We start from the raw sequence: 17,637 nt of genomic DNA, 5'->3' as shown, positions 1-17,637 counted from the left end.
CAACAAGACCGGCCCCACACCGGCAGCAAGACCCGTGCGCCGCAGCGACGGCAAGCACTGGAGAGGTCACCCAAACCGCAGGCCGGCCCACACGACGTGGTCCGGCAGACAGAACGCAAACGCTTAAGGAGAAACCCGATGATTCCAGTAATTCTTTCCGGTGGCAGCGGCTCGCGACTCTGGCCTCTTTCGCGCAAACAGTATCCCAAGCAGTTCCTGGCCCTGACCGGCGAACACACCCTGTTCCAGCAGACCCTCTCGCGCCTGGTGTTCGAAGGCATGGAGCCGCCGGTCGTGGTCAGCAACCAGGAGCACCGCTTCATCGTCCAGGAGCAACTCGAAGCGCTGGACCTCAAGACCCAGTCCATCCTGCTCGAACCCTTCGGCCGCAATACCGCGCCCGCCGTCGCCATCGCCGCCATGAAGCTCATGGCCGAGGGCCGCGACGAACTGCTGCTGATCCTCCCGGCCGACCACGTGATCGAAGACCAGCGTGCCTTCCAGCGCGCCCTGGCCCTTGCCACCAACGCCGCCGAAAAGGGCGAGATGGTGCTCTTCGGCGTTCCCGCCAACCGCCCGGAAACCGGCTACGGCTACATCAAGGCCGGCGACGAGCGCGGCCTGCCGGACGGCGTGATCCGCGTCGAGCGCTTCATCGAGAAGCCCGACGAAACCCGCGCCCAGCAGTTCGTCGAGGACGGCGGCTACTTCTGGAACAGCGGCATGTTCCTGTTCCGCGCCAGCCGCTTCCTCGAGGAGCTGAAGAAGCACGACGCCGACATCTACGACACCTGCCTGCTGGCCCTGGAGCGCAGCCAGCACGACGGCGACCTGATCAGCATCGACGCCGCCACCTTCGAATGCTGCCCGGACAACTCCATCGACTACGCCGTGATGGAAAAGACCCGCCGCGCCTGCGTGGTGCCGCTGTCCGCCGGCTGGAACGACGTCGGCAGCTGGTCGTCGATCTGGGAAGTCCATGACAAGGACGATGACGGCAACGTCACCATGGGCGACGTGATGGTCCACGACAGCCACAACTGCCTGGTGCACGGCAACGGCAAGCTGGTGTCGGTGATCGGCCTGGAAGACATCGTGGTCGTCGAGACCAAGGACGCCATGATGATCGCCCACAAGGATCGCGTGCAGGACGTCAAGAAGGTGGTCAACCAGCTCGACGCTGCCGGCCGCAGCGAGACCCAGAACCACTGCCAGGTCTACCGTCCGTGGGGCTCCTACGACTCGGTGGACATGGGCGGCCGCTTCCAGGTCAAGCACATCTCGGTCAAGCCGGGCGCGCGCCTGTCGCTGCAGATGCACCACCACCGAGCCGAGCACTGGATCGTCGTTTCCGGCACCGCCCAGGTAACCTGCGACGACAAGACCTTCCTGCTCACCGAAAACCAATCCACCTATATCCCGATCGCCTCGGTCCACCGCCTCGCCAACCCCGGCAAGATCCCGCTGGAGATCATTGAAGTGCAATCGGGCAGCTACCTGGGAGAGGACGACATCGAGCGTCTGGAAGACGTCTACGGCCGTACCACCGAGAACGTCGAAGTACAGGCGGTGGTTCGCTGATCTGACGGTCACTGGACCTGGCGCTTCCCCCATCGGCGCCGACGCCCCCGCACCTCGTGGTGCGGGGGCTTTTTTATGCCCGCGCGCGGGCCAGCTTTTCGTAGGAGCGAGCTTGCTCGCGAACCGAATGCCGGCATTCCCCTAACGAAAGCCTTCGTAGGATGGGTGGAGCGCAGCAATACCCATGCTGCCCCGTGCACCGCCATCGATGGGTATCGCTGCGCTCCACGCGATCCTGCGTTGCTCTGGCGTAAAGCGAAGCCCTGATCGCGGACGGAGTCCGCTCCTACAGCTCAGCGTCGGCGCTGGGCGGTTCGCGAGCAAGCTCGCTCCCACATCGCGCGGTATCATGGAGCAGCATCAACCCGCCAACACGATGCTCCTGCTAAGGTATCCACACATCCCCCACGGAGCGCTCCATGCTGTACGGCATCCTGCTGATCGTCACCTGGATCATCCTGCTGATCCGCTACCCTTCCCGCGCCCTGCCGATCTCCGGCGCCGGCCTGGTCGGGTTGGCCTGTGTGATCGCCCTCGCCATCTGGCAGGACAACAGCGAAGCCCGCCAACTGCAGCACCTGGAACTGCGCATCGCCTACCAGCCCGACCAGTGCCCTGCCGACCGCCCCCTGGCCGTGAGCCTGAAGAACGGCTCGAACCACCCCCTCCTGGAACTGCGCTGGAAGGTCGCCGCCTACCGTCCCGGCGACACCACCGACCTTGCCGAAAACCTCTACGAGGCCCCGCGCTACCGCGGCCCCGGCGCGCTGCTCGCCGGTGACAGCTGGAACGACTGCCTGCCGCTGCCGCCGCTGCGCCCCGGCTATCGCGCCAGCACCCTGGAGTTCCGCGCCGAACGGGTGAACGGCCGCTTCGGCAACTGATTCACCTGCCCCGCACAATCCGGTACGGTAGTCCCGCCCACAGCCCAAGGACTGCCAGACCATGCCCCAGCCCGTCGCCCTCATCACCGGTTGCTCCAGCGGTATCGGCCGCGCCCTTGCCGATGCCTTCCAGACCGCCGGCTACCAGGTCTGGGCCACCGCCCGCCGCGATGAAGACGTCGCCGCCCTCGGCCAGGCGGGCTTTCGTGGCGTACTGCTGGACGTCAACGACGAACCCGCTGTGGAGCGCCTTGCCGAGCAGATACTGCGTGAGGTCGGAGGGCTGGACGTGTTGATCAACAACGCCGGCTACGGCGCCATGGGGCCGCTGCTCGACGGCGGCAGCCAGGCGATCCGCAAACAGTTCGAAACCAACGTGTTCGCCGTGGTCGGCGTCACCCGCGCACTGTTCCCCGCCCTGCGCGCCCGGCGCGGGCTGGTGGTGAACATCGGCAGCGTGTCCGGCGTGCTGGTCACGCCCTTCGCCGGCGCGTACTGCGCATCGAAAGCTGCCGTACACGCTCTGAACGATGCACTGCGCCTGGAGCTTGCCCCCTTCGGCATCGAGGTGATGGAAGTGCAGCCCGGCGCCATTGCCTCCAACTTCGGCGCCAACGCCAGCCGCGAGATGGCCGCGGTGGTCAGCGAGGAATCCGCCTGGTGGCCGCTGCGCCAATTCATCCAGGCGCGCGCCGCCGCGTCCCAGGACAAACCCACCCCGGCCGCCGATTTCGCCCGCGAACTGCTGGCCGCGGCACAGCGCTCGCCGCGTCCGCGTCTGGTCCGCATCGGCAACGGCAGCCGGGCCCTGCCGCTGCTCTCGCGCTGGGTGCCCAACGGCCTGCTGGACAAGGTCCTGAAGAAACGCTTCGGCCTCGACGGGCAACTCTGATGGCCTATCAGGTTCGCTACCTCGCCCTCGCCGGTATCCTCGCCGCCTTCTTCCTCAACGTGGTAGCGCGCGGGCTGCTGCGGGTCGGCGGCGTGCCGGCGACGTTGCTGGTGGCAGCGGTGATTGCTGCCGCCATGGCCTTCTGGTTCGCCCGCCGGCACAAGCGGCTGGCCGAGACCGGCGAACGCTGGCGGCTGATTGCGCTATACGGCGGCGGCCTGGCGATCCTCTACGCCATCCTGGTCGGCATGGCGGCGTGGAAGAACACCCCAAGCCCGGCGGCCCTACTGATCTACGCATTGAACTACCTGTGCTATCCCCTGTGCGTCTGGTGGTTCTTCCGTCCCGGCGTGCTCGCGCGCTTTCTGCCTGGCGACAGTCGCTGAGCGAACTTCACGCTTTCTTCACCAGCTTTTCATCCGAACACGACCCGACCCCGCCTAAGGTGACGCAGACCTTGGAGGAGTCCCCATGTCCCTGCCCCAGATTCTCCGCGGCGCCATCGCCGCCGCCCTGCTGAGCACTGCCCTGCAGAGCATTAGCCCGCTCGCCCTGGCCGCCGGCACGACGCCGGCCGACTGGGCGAAGCCTGTGGACAAGTCGTTCAACCTCTACCAGATGTCGCCGACCCTCTATCGCAGCGCCCTGCCCGGCAGCGCCGATCTGCCCGAGCTGCAACGTCTGCAGGTGAAGACCGTGGTGAGCTTCATCAAGGACGACGACCGCGAATGGATCGGCCAGCACGATATCGAGGCCGTGAGCTTCCCGACCCATGCCGACCGCGTCGACGACGCCGATGTACTGAAGGTCCTGCGCATCCTGCAAAGCGCTGAACAGAACGGCCCGGTGCTGATGCACTGCAAGCACGGGCGCGACCGCACCGGCCTGTTCGCCGCCATGTACCGCACGGTGATCCAGGGCTGGAGCAAGGAAGACGCGCTCAAGGAAATGACCCAGGGCGGCTTCGGTGCCGAGGACGACATGACCGACGCCATCGCCTATGTGCAGAAGGCCGACATCGGCCAGTTGCAGCAGGCCCTGGCAAGTGGCGAATGCAGCACCTCGGCCTTCGCCGGCTGCCAGCTCAAGGGCTGGCTGGCGGACACCTTCGGCGAGGAACGGTCGCCGCACCCGGCGCACTGATCGGCGGCCTGTCACACCGAATCGGCGAGAGTGCGGTAGCTTATCCGCACCTTTACCGTTTCACAGGCTCGCCATGACCGCTTCCCGCTTCAGCGCCGTTACCCACACCCGCTATATCGACCACGCCGGCCTGGATGCCTTCTGCGCCGACTACGACGGCTTCCTGCTCGACCTCTGGGGCGTACTGATCGACGGCGTCGACGTCTTCCCCGGCGCCCTCGACTGGCTCGCCCGCCGCGCCGCCGAAGGCAAGCCGGTGTGGTTCCTCAGCAACGCCTCGCGCAGCGTCCCGGAGATGGCCGACACCCTGGTGCGGCTGGGCGTCTCCCGCGAGCTGTTTGCCGGCATCACCACCTCCGGCCAACTGGCCATCGACGCTTTCACCCATGAACGCGAATTCCAGCGCGGCGGCATCTACACCGTCGGCGTGGGCGATGCGCTGACCACCTGGCCGGCAGACATCCGCGAACGCTTCTGCGACGACATCCACGCAGCGTCGATGATCCTCGGCGTCGGCAGCTTCCCGCAGGACGAACTGGAAGAGCGCTTCGCCCCGCTGCGTGGCGCCACCGAAAAACCGTTCCTGTGCGCGAACCCGGACCGTGTGGTGGTCTCCGGCGGCCAAACGGTGTTCGGCGCCGGCCGCCTGGCCGAAGCCTTCGCGGAAGAAGGCGGCAAGGTTCACTGGTACGGCAAGCCCGATCCCTCCGCCTTCCGCATCGCCCAGCGACAGTTGGAGGCGCGCGGCGCGAAGCACATCCTGTTCGTCGGCGACTCCCTGGTGACCGACGTCCCCGGCGCGCTGGCCGCGCGTATCGACACCCTCTGGCTCGCCGCCACCGGCATTCACCGCCAGGCGCTGGGCGTGCCGTTCAATGGCGCGCTGGACCCGGAAAAGACCAACGCATTGCTCGATGGCTACCCAATTCGTCCGCACTTTGCCGCGCCGGGGCTGGTCTGACATCAGGACACCGGCCTGAATCCGACCTGCCATGAACGAACTGATCGACCTGCTGCAATGGCCAGCCATGCTGGTCACCGTCCTCGCCGCCTGGCTGGTCGGCTCCCGCGACCGCAAGCGGCGCAAGGTGGGCTTCTGGGTGTTCCTCGCCAGCAACGCGCTATGGATCGCCTGGGGCCTGCCGGCCCATGCGTACGCACTGGTGCTCCTGCAGCTGTGCCTGGCGGCCATGAACATCCGTGGCAGCTACAAGAACCGCAAGGGCGAGCAGGCCGAGGGCTGAACCGCTTTCGTAGGAGCGAGCTTGCTCGCGAACCGCATGGCACCAGAGCTGGGCTGTTCGCGAGCAAGCTCGCTCCTACGAAGAGCCCTGGGCTCCGCTCCGCCCTACGCGACTTGCATGCCGCCGTATGAGCGCCGCGATCTGGCCGCCAACGAAAACGGGAGCCGAAGCTCCCGTTGTCATTCATTGGATCAGATCACTGCGCCGCCGCAGCCGCGCCGTCGGAATGCTCCGCGTTGCGGCTCTGCGGATTGACGATCACGGTGGCGGTGATGCCCGCCGCCAGCAGCACGCCGTCCGGCACTTCGTCGATGTGGATGCGCACCGGCACGCGCTGGGCCAGGCGCACCCAGTTGAAGGTCGGGTTGACGTCGGCCACCAGCTCGCGGCTCTCGGGGTTGTCGCGGTCGTAGATGGCGCGGGCGATGCTTTCGACGTGGCCCTTCAGGCGCTCGCCGCTCATCAGTTGCAGCTCCGCCGGGTCGCCGACGCGGATGTGCGGCAGCTTGGTTTCTTCGAAGTAGCCGTAGATCCAGTAGGAGTTCTCGTCGACCACGGCCATCTTCGCCTCGCCGACGCGGGCGTAGTCGCCACGGTGCACGTTGAGGTTGGTCACGTAGCCGTCCACCGAGGCGCGCACCTGGGTGCGTTCCAGGTTCAGCTTGGCAGCGTCCAGCGCGGCCAGCGCCTGCTGGTAGTCGGCCTCGGAGGCGGCGGCGGTGTTGCTGGCGTCGTCCAGGCTCTCGCGGGAAACCACTTCCTCGTCCATGGCGCGGCGGCGCTTGGCGTTGAGCTGGCGCATCTGCAGGGTGGCCTTGCGTGAGGCGACCAGGGCTTCGGCCTGCTTCACGGCGATCTGGTAATGGTCCGGGTCGATCTGCATCAGCAGGTCGCCTTTCTTCACCTGCTGGTTGTCGCGCACCGGTACGTCGACCACCACGCCGGAAACGTCGGCGGCGACGTTGATGATGTCGGCGCGCACCCGGCCGTCGCGGGTCCAGGGCGTATCCATGTAGTTCACCCAGAGGGCGCGGCCGATCAACGCGGCGACCGCCAGGATGATCAGGGTCGCCAGCAGGCTGATGATGGATTTGAGAGTCATGGGTGCACGCTCGTTACTTATAGATAGTGAGGGACAGCCCGCCGAACAGGCAGGCGAACAGGCACACGCGGAACAGCGCCGGGTGCCACGTGTAGCGGTACAGGCCGACGGAAGCGAGGATGCGGTCGATGCCCCAGCAGATCACTGCGGCAACGAGGAACATCAGGGTCAGGGTCGGCATGTAGACCCCGTGGAACGCGATCTCGCGGGGTAGGTCAGGCAACATGGGTGGTTCTTCCAGAAGAGGTTTCGCCATCGCGCAGCGGCGACTGCGGGTCGAGCAGGCTGCTGCGGATGAAGTGCAGGTAGCTGAGCACGCGGCGCAGCGGCGAGCTTTCGAAGTCTGGTGCGCGCGGCTCGTCGGTGGTCTTCACGCAATCGATGGCCTGTTCCACGGCAGCCAGGGCGCGCTCGCGGTTGGCCTCGCAGGGTTTGACGAACAGGCGGATCAGCGCACGGCCCATGGCGCGGATCGACTGCCGCCAGGGCATCGATTCGGCGTAGCAGGGCTCACTCGGCAGGTTCTCCTGCTCGACGCGCAGCTCGATGATCGAATGGCCGATTTCCAGCACCACGAAGGTCCAGCGCAGCAGACGGCGCTGCATCTGCGGGCTGCGCGCGGCTACGCCGTAGGCCTGGTTGAGCAGGTCGCGGGTGCCGCTCTCGAAGGACGAGACGAGGCCGTCGAGCTTGCCGCTGATGGCTTCCACCACGCGCAGGCGCAGGTCCTTCTCCAGGCGCCGCCACAGCCAGGCGCTGGTGGGCGGCATGATCACTGCGGCCACCACGGCGGCCAGGCTCTGCGACAGCACCAGGGCGATGTACTCGTTGAGCATGCGGCCCGGATCGTAGACGGTGAGGTTCGCCGGGATCGCGCCGAAGCTGAAGAACACCAGCAGGCCCAGGCCGTAGCCGGCGTATTTGGGCTTGATCGAGAAGAACGCGCCCACCGCAAACACCGGCGCCAGCGCGAAGGCCAGCAGGGCGAAGCCGTCCAGGTGCGGGAACACGAAGAAGGTTTCCGAGAAGCCGAGGATCGCCGCGAAGAAGGTACCCACGGCCATCTGCATGGCCATCTTCGCCGGGTCCGGCGCGGCCGAGACCAGCGCGGCGACGGCGGCGGCATTGAGCACGAAGGTGCTGCCGCTGGGCCAGGCGGTCTCGATCCAGAACAGGCCGAACACCAGCACCATCAGCGCGGTACGGCCGCCCGCAACCAGCGAGGCGACCAGGTTGGCCTTGGGCGAGAAGCCGTGCTTCCAGTTCTCCCGCTCGTGCTTGTGCGCGGCCAGGGAGGCGTGGGTCAGGGCGTAGTTGTAGAGGTCGTCGGCCAGGCGGTAGAGCAGCTCGCCGGCGGTGTTGTAGTCCAGCAGCGCGGCAGGATCATCCTGCTCGTCCAGCAGTTGCGCACGGCCGGAACGGATGCACTGCATCATCCGCGTGCGGTGGCTTTCCAGCTGCGCGGCTAGTCGCTCGGCATCGCGGTCGGTGACCGACTGGCCGCGCCACGGGGCGAGTACCTGGGCCAGTTCGTCCAGGCATGGCTGCAAGGCGCGCAACACCGCATCCGCTTGCTGTGCCCGCAGCCGCGCCAGCAACTGGTGCAGCGCGTGGTAGCGGGTGGTGAGGACCATGAACTCGTTGTTCAGGCGCGACAGGCGGCCGGAACGCAGGCGCATGTGCGGGTCTTCGAAACGGGTGACGCTGCGCAGCGCCTCCAGGCCCACGGCCTGGGAAGCGAAGGCGACGTTGGATGCCTCGAACCTGCTGCGATCACCGCCGCCAAGGTTGTCCAGTACGAAGCCGGCGAAGGCGCCGAAACGCTGGTACAGCGCGCTGCGCATGGCCGTGCTGGAGGTCTGCGGGAACAGCGTGGCGCTGACCACCATGGAGCAGAGAATCCCCAGACTGATTTCCAGCACGCGCCAGATGGCCGACATGAACGCGGCTTCCGGGTGCAGGGTGGCGGGCAGGCCGATCAGCGTGGCGGTGTAGCCGGCGAGCACGCAGGCGTAGGAGCGGAAGTCGCGGTAGCGTGCGGCGCCGACGGTGCACAGGCCGATCCACAGCGCCGAGACCAGCAGGAACAGCTCGCGCTGCTGGGCGAAGATCGCGATCAACGCGACCATCACGGTCAGCCCGACGACGCTGCCGAGAATCCGGTAGAAGCTCTTGGCGAACACCTGGCCGCTTTGCGGCTGCATGACGATGAACACGGTGATGGTCGCCGTGCTCGGCTGCGGCAGCTCCAGGCGCATCGCCAGCCACAGGGTCAGCAGCGCGGCGAGCAGCACCTTGGCGATGTACACCCAGGTGACGCCGTCGCTGCGTCCCCACTCCAGCAGCGCGCGACGCAGGGCGTCGAGCGGTGTCGGATGGGCGCTGAAGTCGTTCGCCGCCATATCAGCGCCCGGCTCCCTGAGCCGCGCGGACGTCGACGGTTTCCGGGACCATCTTCTGCTCTTTCGGGCCTTCCTGCTTGTCCATCAGGCCGCCGCCGAGGGCGACGACGAGGCCGGCATGGGTGGCCAGGCGTGCGGCGCGAACCTGCTGTTCCACCAACTGCTGCTGGAACAGGCGGGTCTGCGCGTTGAGCACGTTGAGGTAGTCGGTCAGGCCGCCACGGTACGCCTTGGTGGCGATGTCGTAGGTGCGCTGGGCCGACGCCACGGACTTCTCGGCGAACCCTTGCTGCAGCTCCATGGAGTGCATGCGGATCAGGTGATCGGAGATGCCCTTGAGCGCGTTGATCAGTGTCTGGTTGTACTGCGCCACGGCGGCGTCGTAGCCCGCCGATTCCTGGCTCAGCTGCGAGCGGCGGCGGCCGCCGTCGAAGATCGGCAGGGAGATGGCCGGGCCGACGCCGTAGGTGAATTTCTCGGCGTTGAGGAATTCCAGCATGCCGCCGCCGACGGCGCTGTAGCCGATGCTCGCGACCAGGTCGACGTTGGGATAGAACTCGGCACGGGCGACGTCCACGCCCTTGGCCTGGGCGGCGACTTTCCAGCGGCTGGCGACCACGTCCGGGCGGTGGCCGAGCAGTTCCATCGGCAGCTTGCTGGGCAGGCCGGGGCCTTCGGCGAGCTTGAGGCTCGGGCGCCGGATCGAGGCGCCGGCGCCGGGGCCTTTGCCGGCCAGCGCGGCGAGCTGGTTGCGGGTCAGCTGGATTTCCTCGTCCACCGCTTCGATCTTGCGTTCGGTCTCCGGCAGCGGGACTTCCGCCTGGCTGACTTCGAAATGCGTGCCGATGCCGCCATCGAGGCGACGCTGGGCCAGGGCGAGGATGCCCTGTTGCTGGGCCAGCATGGCCTTACCGATGTCCAGCTCGGCGTATTGCAGCGACAGCTGGATGTAGGCGCGGACGATGTTGCTCTCCAGCTCCAGCTGGGCCACGCGCGCCTCGGCGGCGGTCATCTTGGCGATGTCGACATAGCGCTCGGTGTTGCTGCGCTCGCGGCCCCAGAGGTCCAGCGAATAGCTCAGGCCCAGGGCGGCGTTGTTGTTCCAGGTGGTGGTGTCGGCCAGGTCACCCGGGCCGTAGAAATAGTCGGTCGGCCAGCGGTGGCGGGTCAGCGAAGCATCTCCGCTGATCTGCGGCGACTCGGCGGACTCGGCGACGCCGGCCATGGCCATGGCCATGCGCACCCGCGCCTCGGCCTGGGCCAGGGTCGGGCTGCCGTCCAGCGCAGTCTGCACCCAGCTATTCAACTGCGGATCGCCATAGGCGCGCCACCACTGCTCGGCGGGCCAGCCAGCTTCCTGGTTGGCGTGCGCGATGGCGGCGTCGGTGGCCAGCTCGGTGTCGCCCATGCGCTGTTCCTGCGGGGCGATGCCGTTGGTGCTGATACATCCGGCGATTGTTGAAAAAATGACAAAGGAGCCGACGAACGTCAGTCCTTTCACGAGGTGACGCGACACGGTGGAGGTCCTGGAAGTGGTCTAGCTTTTCAGCGTGGGGCTTTTAAGCGTGGAGAGCCGGCAAAGCCAGTTGCGGCGATTGAATTCTAGGGACGGGAAAGGGAACGGATAAGCCGGCTGTTTTGTGATTGTTTATTACCGATAATGAAACAATGTGTGTCGCCATCCATGTGACAATAGGCCGCCCCCGCTCTGCTCCGCGCATTGCCACCCATCAAGGACATGCCGGCGGCGGCGACGTATCGCTTCATCGACGTCGCCATCCGGGACAGACGCCCCACTGACGAGGCCCCAATGGACACACTGCAGACCATGCGTGCGTTCGCCTGTGTCGCGGAAACCGGCAGTTTCACCGCCGCCGCTCAGCAGCTGAACACCACCACCGCCTACGTATCCCGCGCGGTCGCCAATCTGGAGTCCCACCTGCGGACCCGCCTGCTCAACCGCACCACCCGGCGAATCGCCCTGACCGAGGCCGGCCAGCGCTACCTGCTGCGCTGCGAGCAGATCCTCGCCTACGTCGAGGAAGCCGAAGCCGAGGCCAGTGACGCCCACGCCCGCCCCGCCGGGCGCCTGCGCGTGCATTCGATGACCGGCATCGGCCAGCACTACGTGATCCGCGCCATTGCCAACTACCGCCAGCTGCACCCGGACGTTACCTTCGAGCTGACCATGGCCAATCGCGTGCCGGACCTGCTCGACGAAGGCTTCGACGTGGCCATCGTGGTCGCCTCGGAACTGCCTGATTCGGGCCTGGTGTCCCAGCGCATCGGCGAGACCTACAGCATTCTCTGCGCCTCGCCCGACTACCTGGCCCGACGCGGCACGCCGAAGACGCCCACCGAACTGATGGAGCACGACTGCCTGCGCCTGATCAGCCCGGTGCTGCCGCTGGACAAATGGCTGTTCGACGGCCCCAACGGCCAGGAAATGATCACCCTCGGCCCCTCGCCCTTCCAGGTGAATGTCGGCGACGCCATGACCGAGGCCATCGGCTCCGGCATGGGCATCAGCGCCCTGCCCGTCTACTCGGCGATCGACGGCCTGCGCGACGGCTCGCTGGTGCGCGTGCTGCCGCACTACAAGCTGCAGATCCTCAACGTCTACGCGCTGTACCCGTCGCGGCAGTACCTGGACGCGAAGATCAAGACCTGGGTAGCCTACCTGCGCGAGAACCTCCCCGGCGTGCTCCAGGCCGATGGCGCCGGCCTCGCCGATGTGGGACCCTGACCACCCTTTTCGTCGTGTTTCGCGGGCAAGCTCACTGTGTAACTCCCTACCCCGGTGTTCAGTGAGCTTGCCCGCGAACCCATCTTCTTTCCCTCCCCATGCTCCCATCCTCGTGTAGGAGCGAGGGGGACGCCCAGTTCTTGCTCGCGAACAGATTCCCCGGTCACTCCGGCACTACGCGGTTCGCGAGCAAGCTCGCTCCTACGAAGAGCCATGTTCGATAGCCGCCCACCACGCACGCAAGCCTTGCGCCGCTCTGGTCCGCCAGTGTTAGGGTAAAGCCCCTTTCCGCTTCCCAGCCGTCCGACCGCCATGAAAAAGAACGTCTTCGTCTTCAGCCGCCTAGCCCCGGAACACCTCGACCGCCTGCGCAGCCAGTTCAACGTCACCGTGCTCGACCCCAAGCAGGGCGACGTCGACGCGCAGCTTGCCGCGGCCCTGCCGGAAACCCACGGCATGATCGGCGTCGGTCGGCCGCTGGGCGAGAAGCAACTGGCCCAGGCCACGCAGCTGGAAGTCATCTCCAGCGTCTCGGTGGGCTATGACAACTACGACCTGGATTACCTGAACCAGCGCGGCATCCCGCTGACCAACACCCCGGACGTGCTCACCGAAACCACCGCCGACCTGGGCTTCTCGCTGATCATGGCCGCCGCCCGACGCACCGCAGAACTGGATGCATGGACCAAGGCCGGCCAGTGGAAGCGCACCGTGGACGCCCAGCATTTCGGCGTCGACGTGCACGGCAAGAAGCTCGGCATCCTCGGCCTGGGCCGCATCGGCGCAGCCATCGCCCGTCGCGGCCACTTCGGCTTCAACATGGACATCCTCTACCACGGCAACAGCCGCAAGCCGGAGCTGGAGCAGAAACTGGGCGCGCGTTTCTGCGGCTTCGATGAACTGTTGGGCGAGGCGGATTTCGTCTGCGTAGTGGTGCCGCTGTCAGACAAGACCCGCAAGCTGATCGGCAAGCGCGAGCTGGAGCTGATGAAGCCCACCGGCATCCTGGTCAACATCGCCCGTGGCCAGGTGATCGACGAAGCCGCGCTGGTGGAAGCGCTGCAGGAGAAGCGCATTCTCGCCGCCGGCCTGGACGTCTACGAGAAGGAACCGCTGGCCGAGTCGCCGCTGTTCACCCTGCCCAACGCCGTGACCCTGCCGCACATCGGCTCGGCGACCCATGAAACCCGCCGCGCCATGGCCGAATGCGCGCTGGATAATTTCGAAGCGGCGCTGCGCGGCGAGCGACCGAAGAATCTGGTCAACCCGCAGGCGTGGAAAGACTGACTTCGAGCAGCTCTTCGTAGGAGCGGACTCCGTCCGCGATGTTTCCCGGCCGCTGATAAGCATCGCGGACGAAGTCCGCTCCTACGGTAGATTTCCTCACTTACCCTCCAGCAAGCTCGCGCCTACAGGTTCACGCCCGTGCTGGCTGCAACACCGGCCTGGGCTTGCGGAACACCAGCACGTTGCCGGCCATCACCAGCCCCAGCCCGGCCAACGCCGGCAGGCTCCACTGGTAACCTTCCGCGAAGGCCGAGACGTTCAGCGCCACCACCGGGAACAGTACGGTGCAATAGGCCGCACGCTCCGGGCCCATGCGCCCGACCAGTGTCAGGTAGGCGGTAAAGCCGATCACCGAGCCGGGAATCGCCAGGTACAGCAGCGACCAGACGTACTGCGGGCTGCCGTCGAAGGTCAGCGGGACGCCCCGCACGAGGCAGATGCCCAGCAGGATCAGCGAGCCGTAGAGCATGCCCCAGGCATTGGTCGACAGCGGCCGCAGCCCGGCCTTCTGCTGCAGGCTCGACAACAGGTTGCCCGCCGAGAAACACAGTGTGCCAAGCAAAGCCAATCCCAGTCCGTAGAAGGTCTCCCGCGTCGCCTGGTGCCCCGACAACTCCGGCCAGAACAACAGCGCCAGGCCAACCAGCCCGAACGCACCGCCGCCCAGCACGTTGGGCGCGATCCGCTGGCCGAAGAAGATTCGCGCATTCAGCGCATTCCAGAGCGTCGCCGTGGAGAACACCACGGCTATCAGGCCACTCGGCACCCATTGGCTGGCGGTGTAGAAGCACAGGAAGTTCACGCAGAACAGGCACAACCCCTGGGCGAAGCAGATCGCCTGCCCGCGCCGGCCCAACGGTTGCAGCCGCCGCGACACCAGCAGCAGGACGAACAGCACCAGCGCCGCCAGGCTGAAGCGGTAGGCAATGGACAGCGGAATGGCGACGGCGCCGACCTGCAGCTTGATGGCGATCCAGGTGGTGCCCCAGATGAGCACCGTGAGCAGGTAGAGCGAGAGATTCATGGCGATCTCCAGATGACTGGAGGAACAGTCTCCCGCCCTGCCCCGGCGCCGGCTTGCAGATTCTTGCGCTTATTGCGACAACCGGGCTGGCAAGGCGCGCCCGCGCGGGTAGAGTGAAGGCAGCAGAGGAACACCCATGTCAGCCATTTCGCAGCTCGAAGTCTTCCAGTCGATGAACGCCTCGCCCAACGCCCGCCTGGAGCGTTGCGCGGAGCTGGGCGACGGGCTGTCCGCGGCGATCTGGAGCAATAGCCACGACGCCCGCGATTACCACGCCCCCAGCCACCACACGCTGTCCTGCTACCTGAACGACGGCACCGGCACCTTCCGCCGCGGCGCGCCGGGCAGCAAGGGCGCGCCGGACAAGCTGTGCGTGATGCCGGCCGGCGCCGAGTCGGCGTGGATCGTCAACGGCGACATCCGCCTGGCCCACCTCTATATCGGCCAGGAGCAGTTCGCCCTGGGCTGCATCCGCCTGCTCGACCGCGAACCGCGCGAACTGCAACTGCACGAACGCACCTTCCTCGAAGACCCGCAGCAGGCCACGCGCTTCCGCCAGCTGGTGAAGCTGGACTGGCACGAACCGGGTGAACGCATCCGCACCAGCACCCTGGCCCATGACCTGATCGATCACCTGCTGCTGAACCAGGTTGGCCTGCGGGAAGGGTTGAAACTCAAGGGCGGATTGGCGCCGACCATGCGCCGACGCGTGGCCGAATACATCGAGCAGCGCCTGGACCAGCCACTGTCGCTGGGCGAGCTGGCGATGCAGACGGCGCTATCGGAATACCACTTCGCGCGGATGTTCCGCGAGAGCTTCGGCATGCCGCCGCACCAGTATGTTCTGGCCCGCCGCGTGGCCCTGGCGCAGCGCCTGCTGCGCGATACGCGCCAGCCGCTGAGCCAAGTGGCGCTGGCTTGCGGGTTTTCCAGCGCCAGCCATTTCGCCAACCGCTTCAGGTCGGTGGTGGGTGGCACGCCGGGAGAGTATCGGCAGGCGTTCGAGGAATAGGCCGCTGGCCGATCCTGCGCAAACTCCCGACCTGTAGGAGCGAGCTTGCTCGCGAACCGCGCACCACCGGATCAATCAAGAAATCTGTTCGCGAGCAAGCTCGCTCCTACAAGAGCCTGAAGCGTCAGCCGAGTACGGCCAGCACGCCACCAATCACCGGCATCGCCGCCGCTGTCGGTAGCGCCCAGCGCGGTCGCCAGGCCAGCAGCAGGACCAGCGCAGCTCCCGCGATCATCAACAGGCACGCCCAATAGACGATGCCCAGTTCCATGCCGATGATGTGGATCGCATAAGCCAGCGCCAGCGCGCCATCCACCAGCGCCACGATACGCAACAGACGCACACGGGACTCCGTGGGCGCATTACCGAACAGATCGCGGTGATGGCGCGACAGCGACAGGCAGGCCGCCGCCAGCGCCAGCAGGTTGAGACCGAACACCAGCAGCATCAGGCGAACTCCTCGTTACGGGCACGACGTGCACGGGCGGGCTCGGCGCGCTCCTGGCCCAATCGCCAGCCGAGGAAGGCGCACAACCCGCCGATCAGCAGCAGGCCGAGATCGATGCCGACCATCATCCAGTCGCCGTTGGCGACATGCGTCGATACCCGTCCCGGCTCGGGGCCGAACAGGCTCAGCACCGGCAGCAGCAACGCCAGCGCCGCCAGGGCGACGAACTGCTCACGAGCCATGGCTCGGCTACCCCGACGCAGCAGCGCGTGGAGCAGCGCCAGCAGCCAGATCACCACGAAGGCGGTAGCCTCCCAGCGCGTACGTTGCAGCAGATCGGCCGGCAGCAGCCGTGAAGCCGCCAGTAGGCCGAGCGAGGCAATCGGCAAGCCACCACAAACCGCGCCGTTGAGCGTCCGCACCAGCGCCACGCCCCGGTGGCCACGGGTTTCACGCTTGCTCACCCAGACCTGCAGGCCACCGAAGACCATCACGCAGCCCACCAGGCCGAGTACGAAGTACATCACCCGCAACAGGTCGTTGCCGAACTGCGCCATGTGCAGGCCGGTCAACCAGGCGTAGGTCTTGTAACCCGGCTTGTAGGGCTTCTGCACATGCAGCAGCGCGCCGCTGCCGGAGTCGAAGGACACGGTGCGCTGGTCGTTGACCATGCCCTTGTCCACCGCCTTGCGGATCTGCACCATCGCCGCCGCATCGCCCGGATTCTCGATGTTGATCCAGCCGACCTGGCTATCGTCGCCCCAGGCTTCGCGGGTCTTGAGGATCATATTGTCGATGGACTTGGTCGCCTTCGCCGGCTTGCCCAGCGCTTCACGGTCGAAGGCGCCCTGCACGTCATGGAAGAAATGCTCCATGTCGTTCTTGTAGGCCACCTTGATGCCGGCGGTCATGTAGAAGGTGATGAAGATCGCCAGCCCCGTGTACGCCATCAACAGATGGAACGGCAGGCCAAGCACGCCGAGCACGTTGTGCGCATCCAGCCAGGCGCGCTGCTTCGCCGCCTTCGGGCGAAGGGTGAAGAAGTCCTTGAAGATGCGCCGGTGGACGATCACCCCGCTGACCAGCGCCACAAGCATGAACACACCGGCCACCCCGACCACGTAAAGGCCGATCATCCCGCCGTGCAGTTCGTAGTGCAGTTCGAGGAAGAAGTTGCCGCCGACGGTCCTGGGCAATACCTCGCCGCTCTGGGCGTCCACCAGGAAGGACTGGAACTCGCTGAAGTCCGCCGGCTCCCAGCCGGCGGTCCAGTACGGCATGCGATCGGTGGGCGGGTGCATCCAGTAGCCGTGGGCCTTGGGCGCGCGCAGGGCGATCAGCTCACGCACCTGGTCGGCACCGACTTTCACCTCTTCCAGCTTGTGCAGCTGCGGCGTCATCCAGCGGGTGAGCTCCTTGTCGAACACCGCCACCGTGCCGGAGAAAAGCACGACGAAGAGAATCCAGCTGACCAGCAGCCCGCTCCAGGTGTGCAGGCCGGACATCGATTGGCGCAGGCTCATGGGCGAACCCCGTAGCCAGTAGGCAGGAAGGCGGCCAGGCCCAGCACGATGCTCAGCGCCACCGGCGCCCACACCGCGCGCCAGGGACTTTTCGCGCCGAAGGCATAGAGGATCGCCGCGACCCAGACGATGAAGCAGGCCAGGCTGGCCAGCGACACGCGATCCGAGCGCGACATCGGCAGGTAGACGCTGAAGAAGGCCGTGGCGGTGTAGGCCAGGGCATAGCCGCCGACCACGGCGCTGAGGATGCGGGCAGCGATGGCTCCGGCCTGGGTTGCGCTCATGGTTGGGTGCTCGAACGGTTCGGGCGCGGGGAAACGCACATCGAGGTGAATCCTGCGAGGCGGCC

Annotated in this window: 18 protein-coding genes; 10 read left to right on the top strand and 8 right to left on the bottom strand. The window is 66.6% G+C overall.

What is annotated here, in order from left to right:
- Window positions 1-138: 138 nt before the first annotated feature.
- The 7 genes from G4G71_RS08920 (at window position 139) to G4G71_RS08890 (ending at window position 5,744) form a co-directional block, all read left to right on the top strand.
- The gene (locus G4G71_RS08920; RefSeq protein ID WP_054910089.1) at window positions 139-1,581 is read left to right on the top strand and encodes a mannose-1-phosphate guanylyltransferase/mannose-6-phosphate isomerase; all 1,443 of its coding nucleotides are present in this window, start codon (window positions 139-141) and stop codon (window positions 1,579-1,581) included.
- A gap of 419 nt (window positions 1,582-2,000) precedes the next feature.
- Window positions 2,001-2,465 (top strand): multidrug transporter, encoded by a 465-nt coding sequence (locus G4G71_RS08915; protein ID WP_169936912.1) that lies wholly within the window; start codon window positions 2,001-2,003, stop codon window positions 2,463-2,465.
- Between the two features lie 61 nt (window positions 2,466-2,526).
- Window positions 2,527-3,357, top strand: a complete 831-nt coding sequence (locus G4G71_RS08910; protein WP_169936910.1) for an SDR family oxidoreductase — start codon at window positions 2,527-2,529, stop codon at window positions 3,355-3,357.
- Window positions 3,357-3,743 carry a hypothetical protein gene (locus tag G4G71_RS08905; protein WP_169936908.1) on the top strand — a complete coding sequence of 129 codons (387 nt, stop codon included), beginning with the start codon at window positions 3,357-3,359 and terminating at the stop codon, window positions 3,741-3,743. Before G4G71_RS08910 ends, G4G71_RS08905 begins: the two co-directional genes overlap by 1 nt.
- Before the next feature lie 85 nt (window positions 3,744-3,828).
- Window positions 3,829-4,500, top strand: coding sequence for a dual specificity protein phosphatase family protein (locus G4G71_RS08900; RefSeq protein WP_169936906.1), 672 nt, complete (start codon window positions 3,829-3,831; stop codon window positions 4,498-4,500).
- A 73-nt stretch (window positions 4,501-4,573) separates the two neighbouring features.
- Window positions 4,574-5,461: a TIGR01459 family HAD-type hydrolase gene (locus tag G4G71_RS08895; RefSeq protein ID WP_169936904.1), complete on the top strand. Its 888-nt coding sequence runs from the start codon at window positions 4,574-4,576 to the stop codon at window positions 5,459-5,461.
- A 31-nt stretch (window positions 5,462-5,492) separates the two neighbouring features.
- Complete coding sequence (locus tag G4G71_RS08890) at window positions 5,493-5,744, top strand: hypothetical protein (protein ID WP_169936902.1); 252 nt, start codon at window positions 5,493-5,495, stop codon at window positions 5,742-5,744.
- A 196-nt stretch (window positions 5,745-5,940) separates the two neighbouring features.
- Here the strand turns inward: G4G71_RS08890 and G4G71_RS08885 are convergent, their stop codons facing one another.
- From G4G71_RS08885 to G4G71_RS08870, 4 genes are read right to left on the bottom strand one after another with little or no spacing between them, the layout of a single operon-like run.
- Window positions 5,941-6,846: an efflux RND transporter periplasmic adaptor subunit gene (locus G4G71_RS08885; protein WP_169936900.1), complete on the bottom strand. Its 906-nt coding sequence runs from the start codon at window positions 6,844-6,846 to the stop codon at window positions 5,941-5,943.
- A gap of 13 nt (window positions 6,847-6,859) precedes the next feature.
- A complete protein-coding gene (locus G4G71_RS08880; RefSeq protein ID WP_169936898.1) occupies window positions 6,860-7,072 on the bottom strand; it encodes a DUF1656 domain-containing protein in 213 nt (70 codons plus the stop codon).
- Window positions 7,062-9,248: an FUSC family protein gene (locus tag G4G71_RS08875; RefSeq protein WP_169936896.1), complete on the bottom strand. Its 2,187-nt coding sequence runs from the start codon at window positions 9,246-9,248 to the stop codon at window positions 7,062-7,064. The genes G4G71_RS08880 and G4G71_RS08875 overlap by 11 nt, the downstream gene beginning before the upstream one ends.
- 1 nt (window position 9,249) lies before the next feature.
- The gene (locus G4G71_RS08870) at window positions 9,250-10,764 is read right to left on the bottom strand and encodes an efflux transporter outer membrane subunit (RefSeq protein ID WP_169936894.1); all 1,515 of its coding nucleotides are present in this window, start codon (window positions 10,762-10,764) and stop codon (window positions 9,250-9,252) included.
- Window positions 10,765-11,058: 294 nt separating this feature from the next.
- Between G4G71_RS08870 and G4G71_RS08865 the strand changes: the two genes are divergently transcribed.
- A complete protein-coding gene (locus G4G71_RS08865; protein WP_017519048.1) occupies window positions 11,059-11,994 on the top strand; it encodes a LysR family transcriptional regulator in 936 nt (311 codons plus the stop codon).
- Between the two features lie 312 nt (window positions 11,995-12,306).
- Complete coding sequence (locus G4G71_RS08860) at window positions 12,307-13,281, top strand: 2-hydroxyacid dehydrogenase (RefSeq protein WP_169936892.1); 975 nt, start codon at window positions 12,307-12,309, stop codon at window positions 13,279-13,281.
- A 130-nt stretch (window positions 13,282-13,411) separates the two neighbouring features.
- Here the strand turns inward: G4G71_RS08860 and G4G71_RS08855 are convergent, their stop codons facing one another.
- Complete coding sequence (locus tag G4G71_RS08855; protein WP_169936890.1) at window positions 13,412-14,305, bottom strand: DMT family transporter; 894 nt, start codon at window positions 14,303-14,305, stop codon at window positions 13,412-13,414.
- Between the two features lie 136 nt (window positions 14,306-14,441).
- On the opposite strand from G4G71_RS08855, the gene G4G71_RS08850 reads away from it, so the two are divergent.
- Window positions 14,442-15,317: a helix-turn-helix domain-containing protein gene (locus G4G71_RS08850; protein ID WP_169936888.1), complete on the top strand. Its 876-nt coding sequence runs from the start codon at window positions 14,442-14,444 to the stop codon at window positions 15,315-15,317.
- Window positions 15,318-15,441: 124 nt separating this feature from the next.
- Here G4G71_RS08850 and G4G71_RS08845 read toward each other — a convergent pair whose 3' ends face one another.
- Genes G4G71_RS08845 through G4G71_RS08835 form a run of 3 tightly spaced genes read right to left on the bottom strand, consistent with a single transcriptional unit; the run spans window position 15,442 to window position 17,572 of the window.
- Window positions 15,442-15,765 (bottom strand): DUF3325 domain-containing protein, encoded by a 324-nt coding sequence (locus tag G4G71_RS08845; RefSeq protein ID WP_169936886.1) that lies wholly within the window; start codon window positions 15,763-15,765, stop codon window positions 15,442-15,444.
- Window positions 15,765-17,288, bottom strand: a complete 1,524-nt coding sequence (locus G4G71_RS08840) for a PepSY-associated TM helix domain-containing protein (protein ID WP_169936884.1) — start codon at window positions 17,286-17,288, stop codon at window positions 15,765-15,767. The genes G4G71_RS08845 and G4G71_RS08840 overlap by 1 nt, the downstream gene beginning before the upstream one ends.
- Entirely contained in the window at window positions 17,285-17,572 is a 288-nt protein-coding gene (locus G4G71_RS08835) for a DUF3649 domain-containing protein (protein WP_169936883.1), read from the bottom strand. Before G4G71_RS08835 ends, G4G71_RS08840 begins: the two co-directional genes overlap by 4 nt.
- Window positions 17,573-17,637: the final 65 nt, after the last annotated feature.

The organism is Pseudomonas multiresinivorans (genome assembly GCF_012971725.1).
Lineage (GTDB): Bacteria > Pseudomonadota > Gammaproteobacteria > Pseudomonadales > Pseudomonadaceae > Pseudomonas > Pseudomonas multiresinivorans.
The sequence above is the reverse complement of the archived record's forward strand: the minus strand, read 5'-3'. Positions and strand labels throughout refer to the sequence as shown.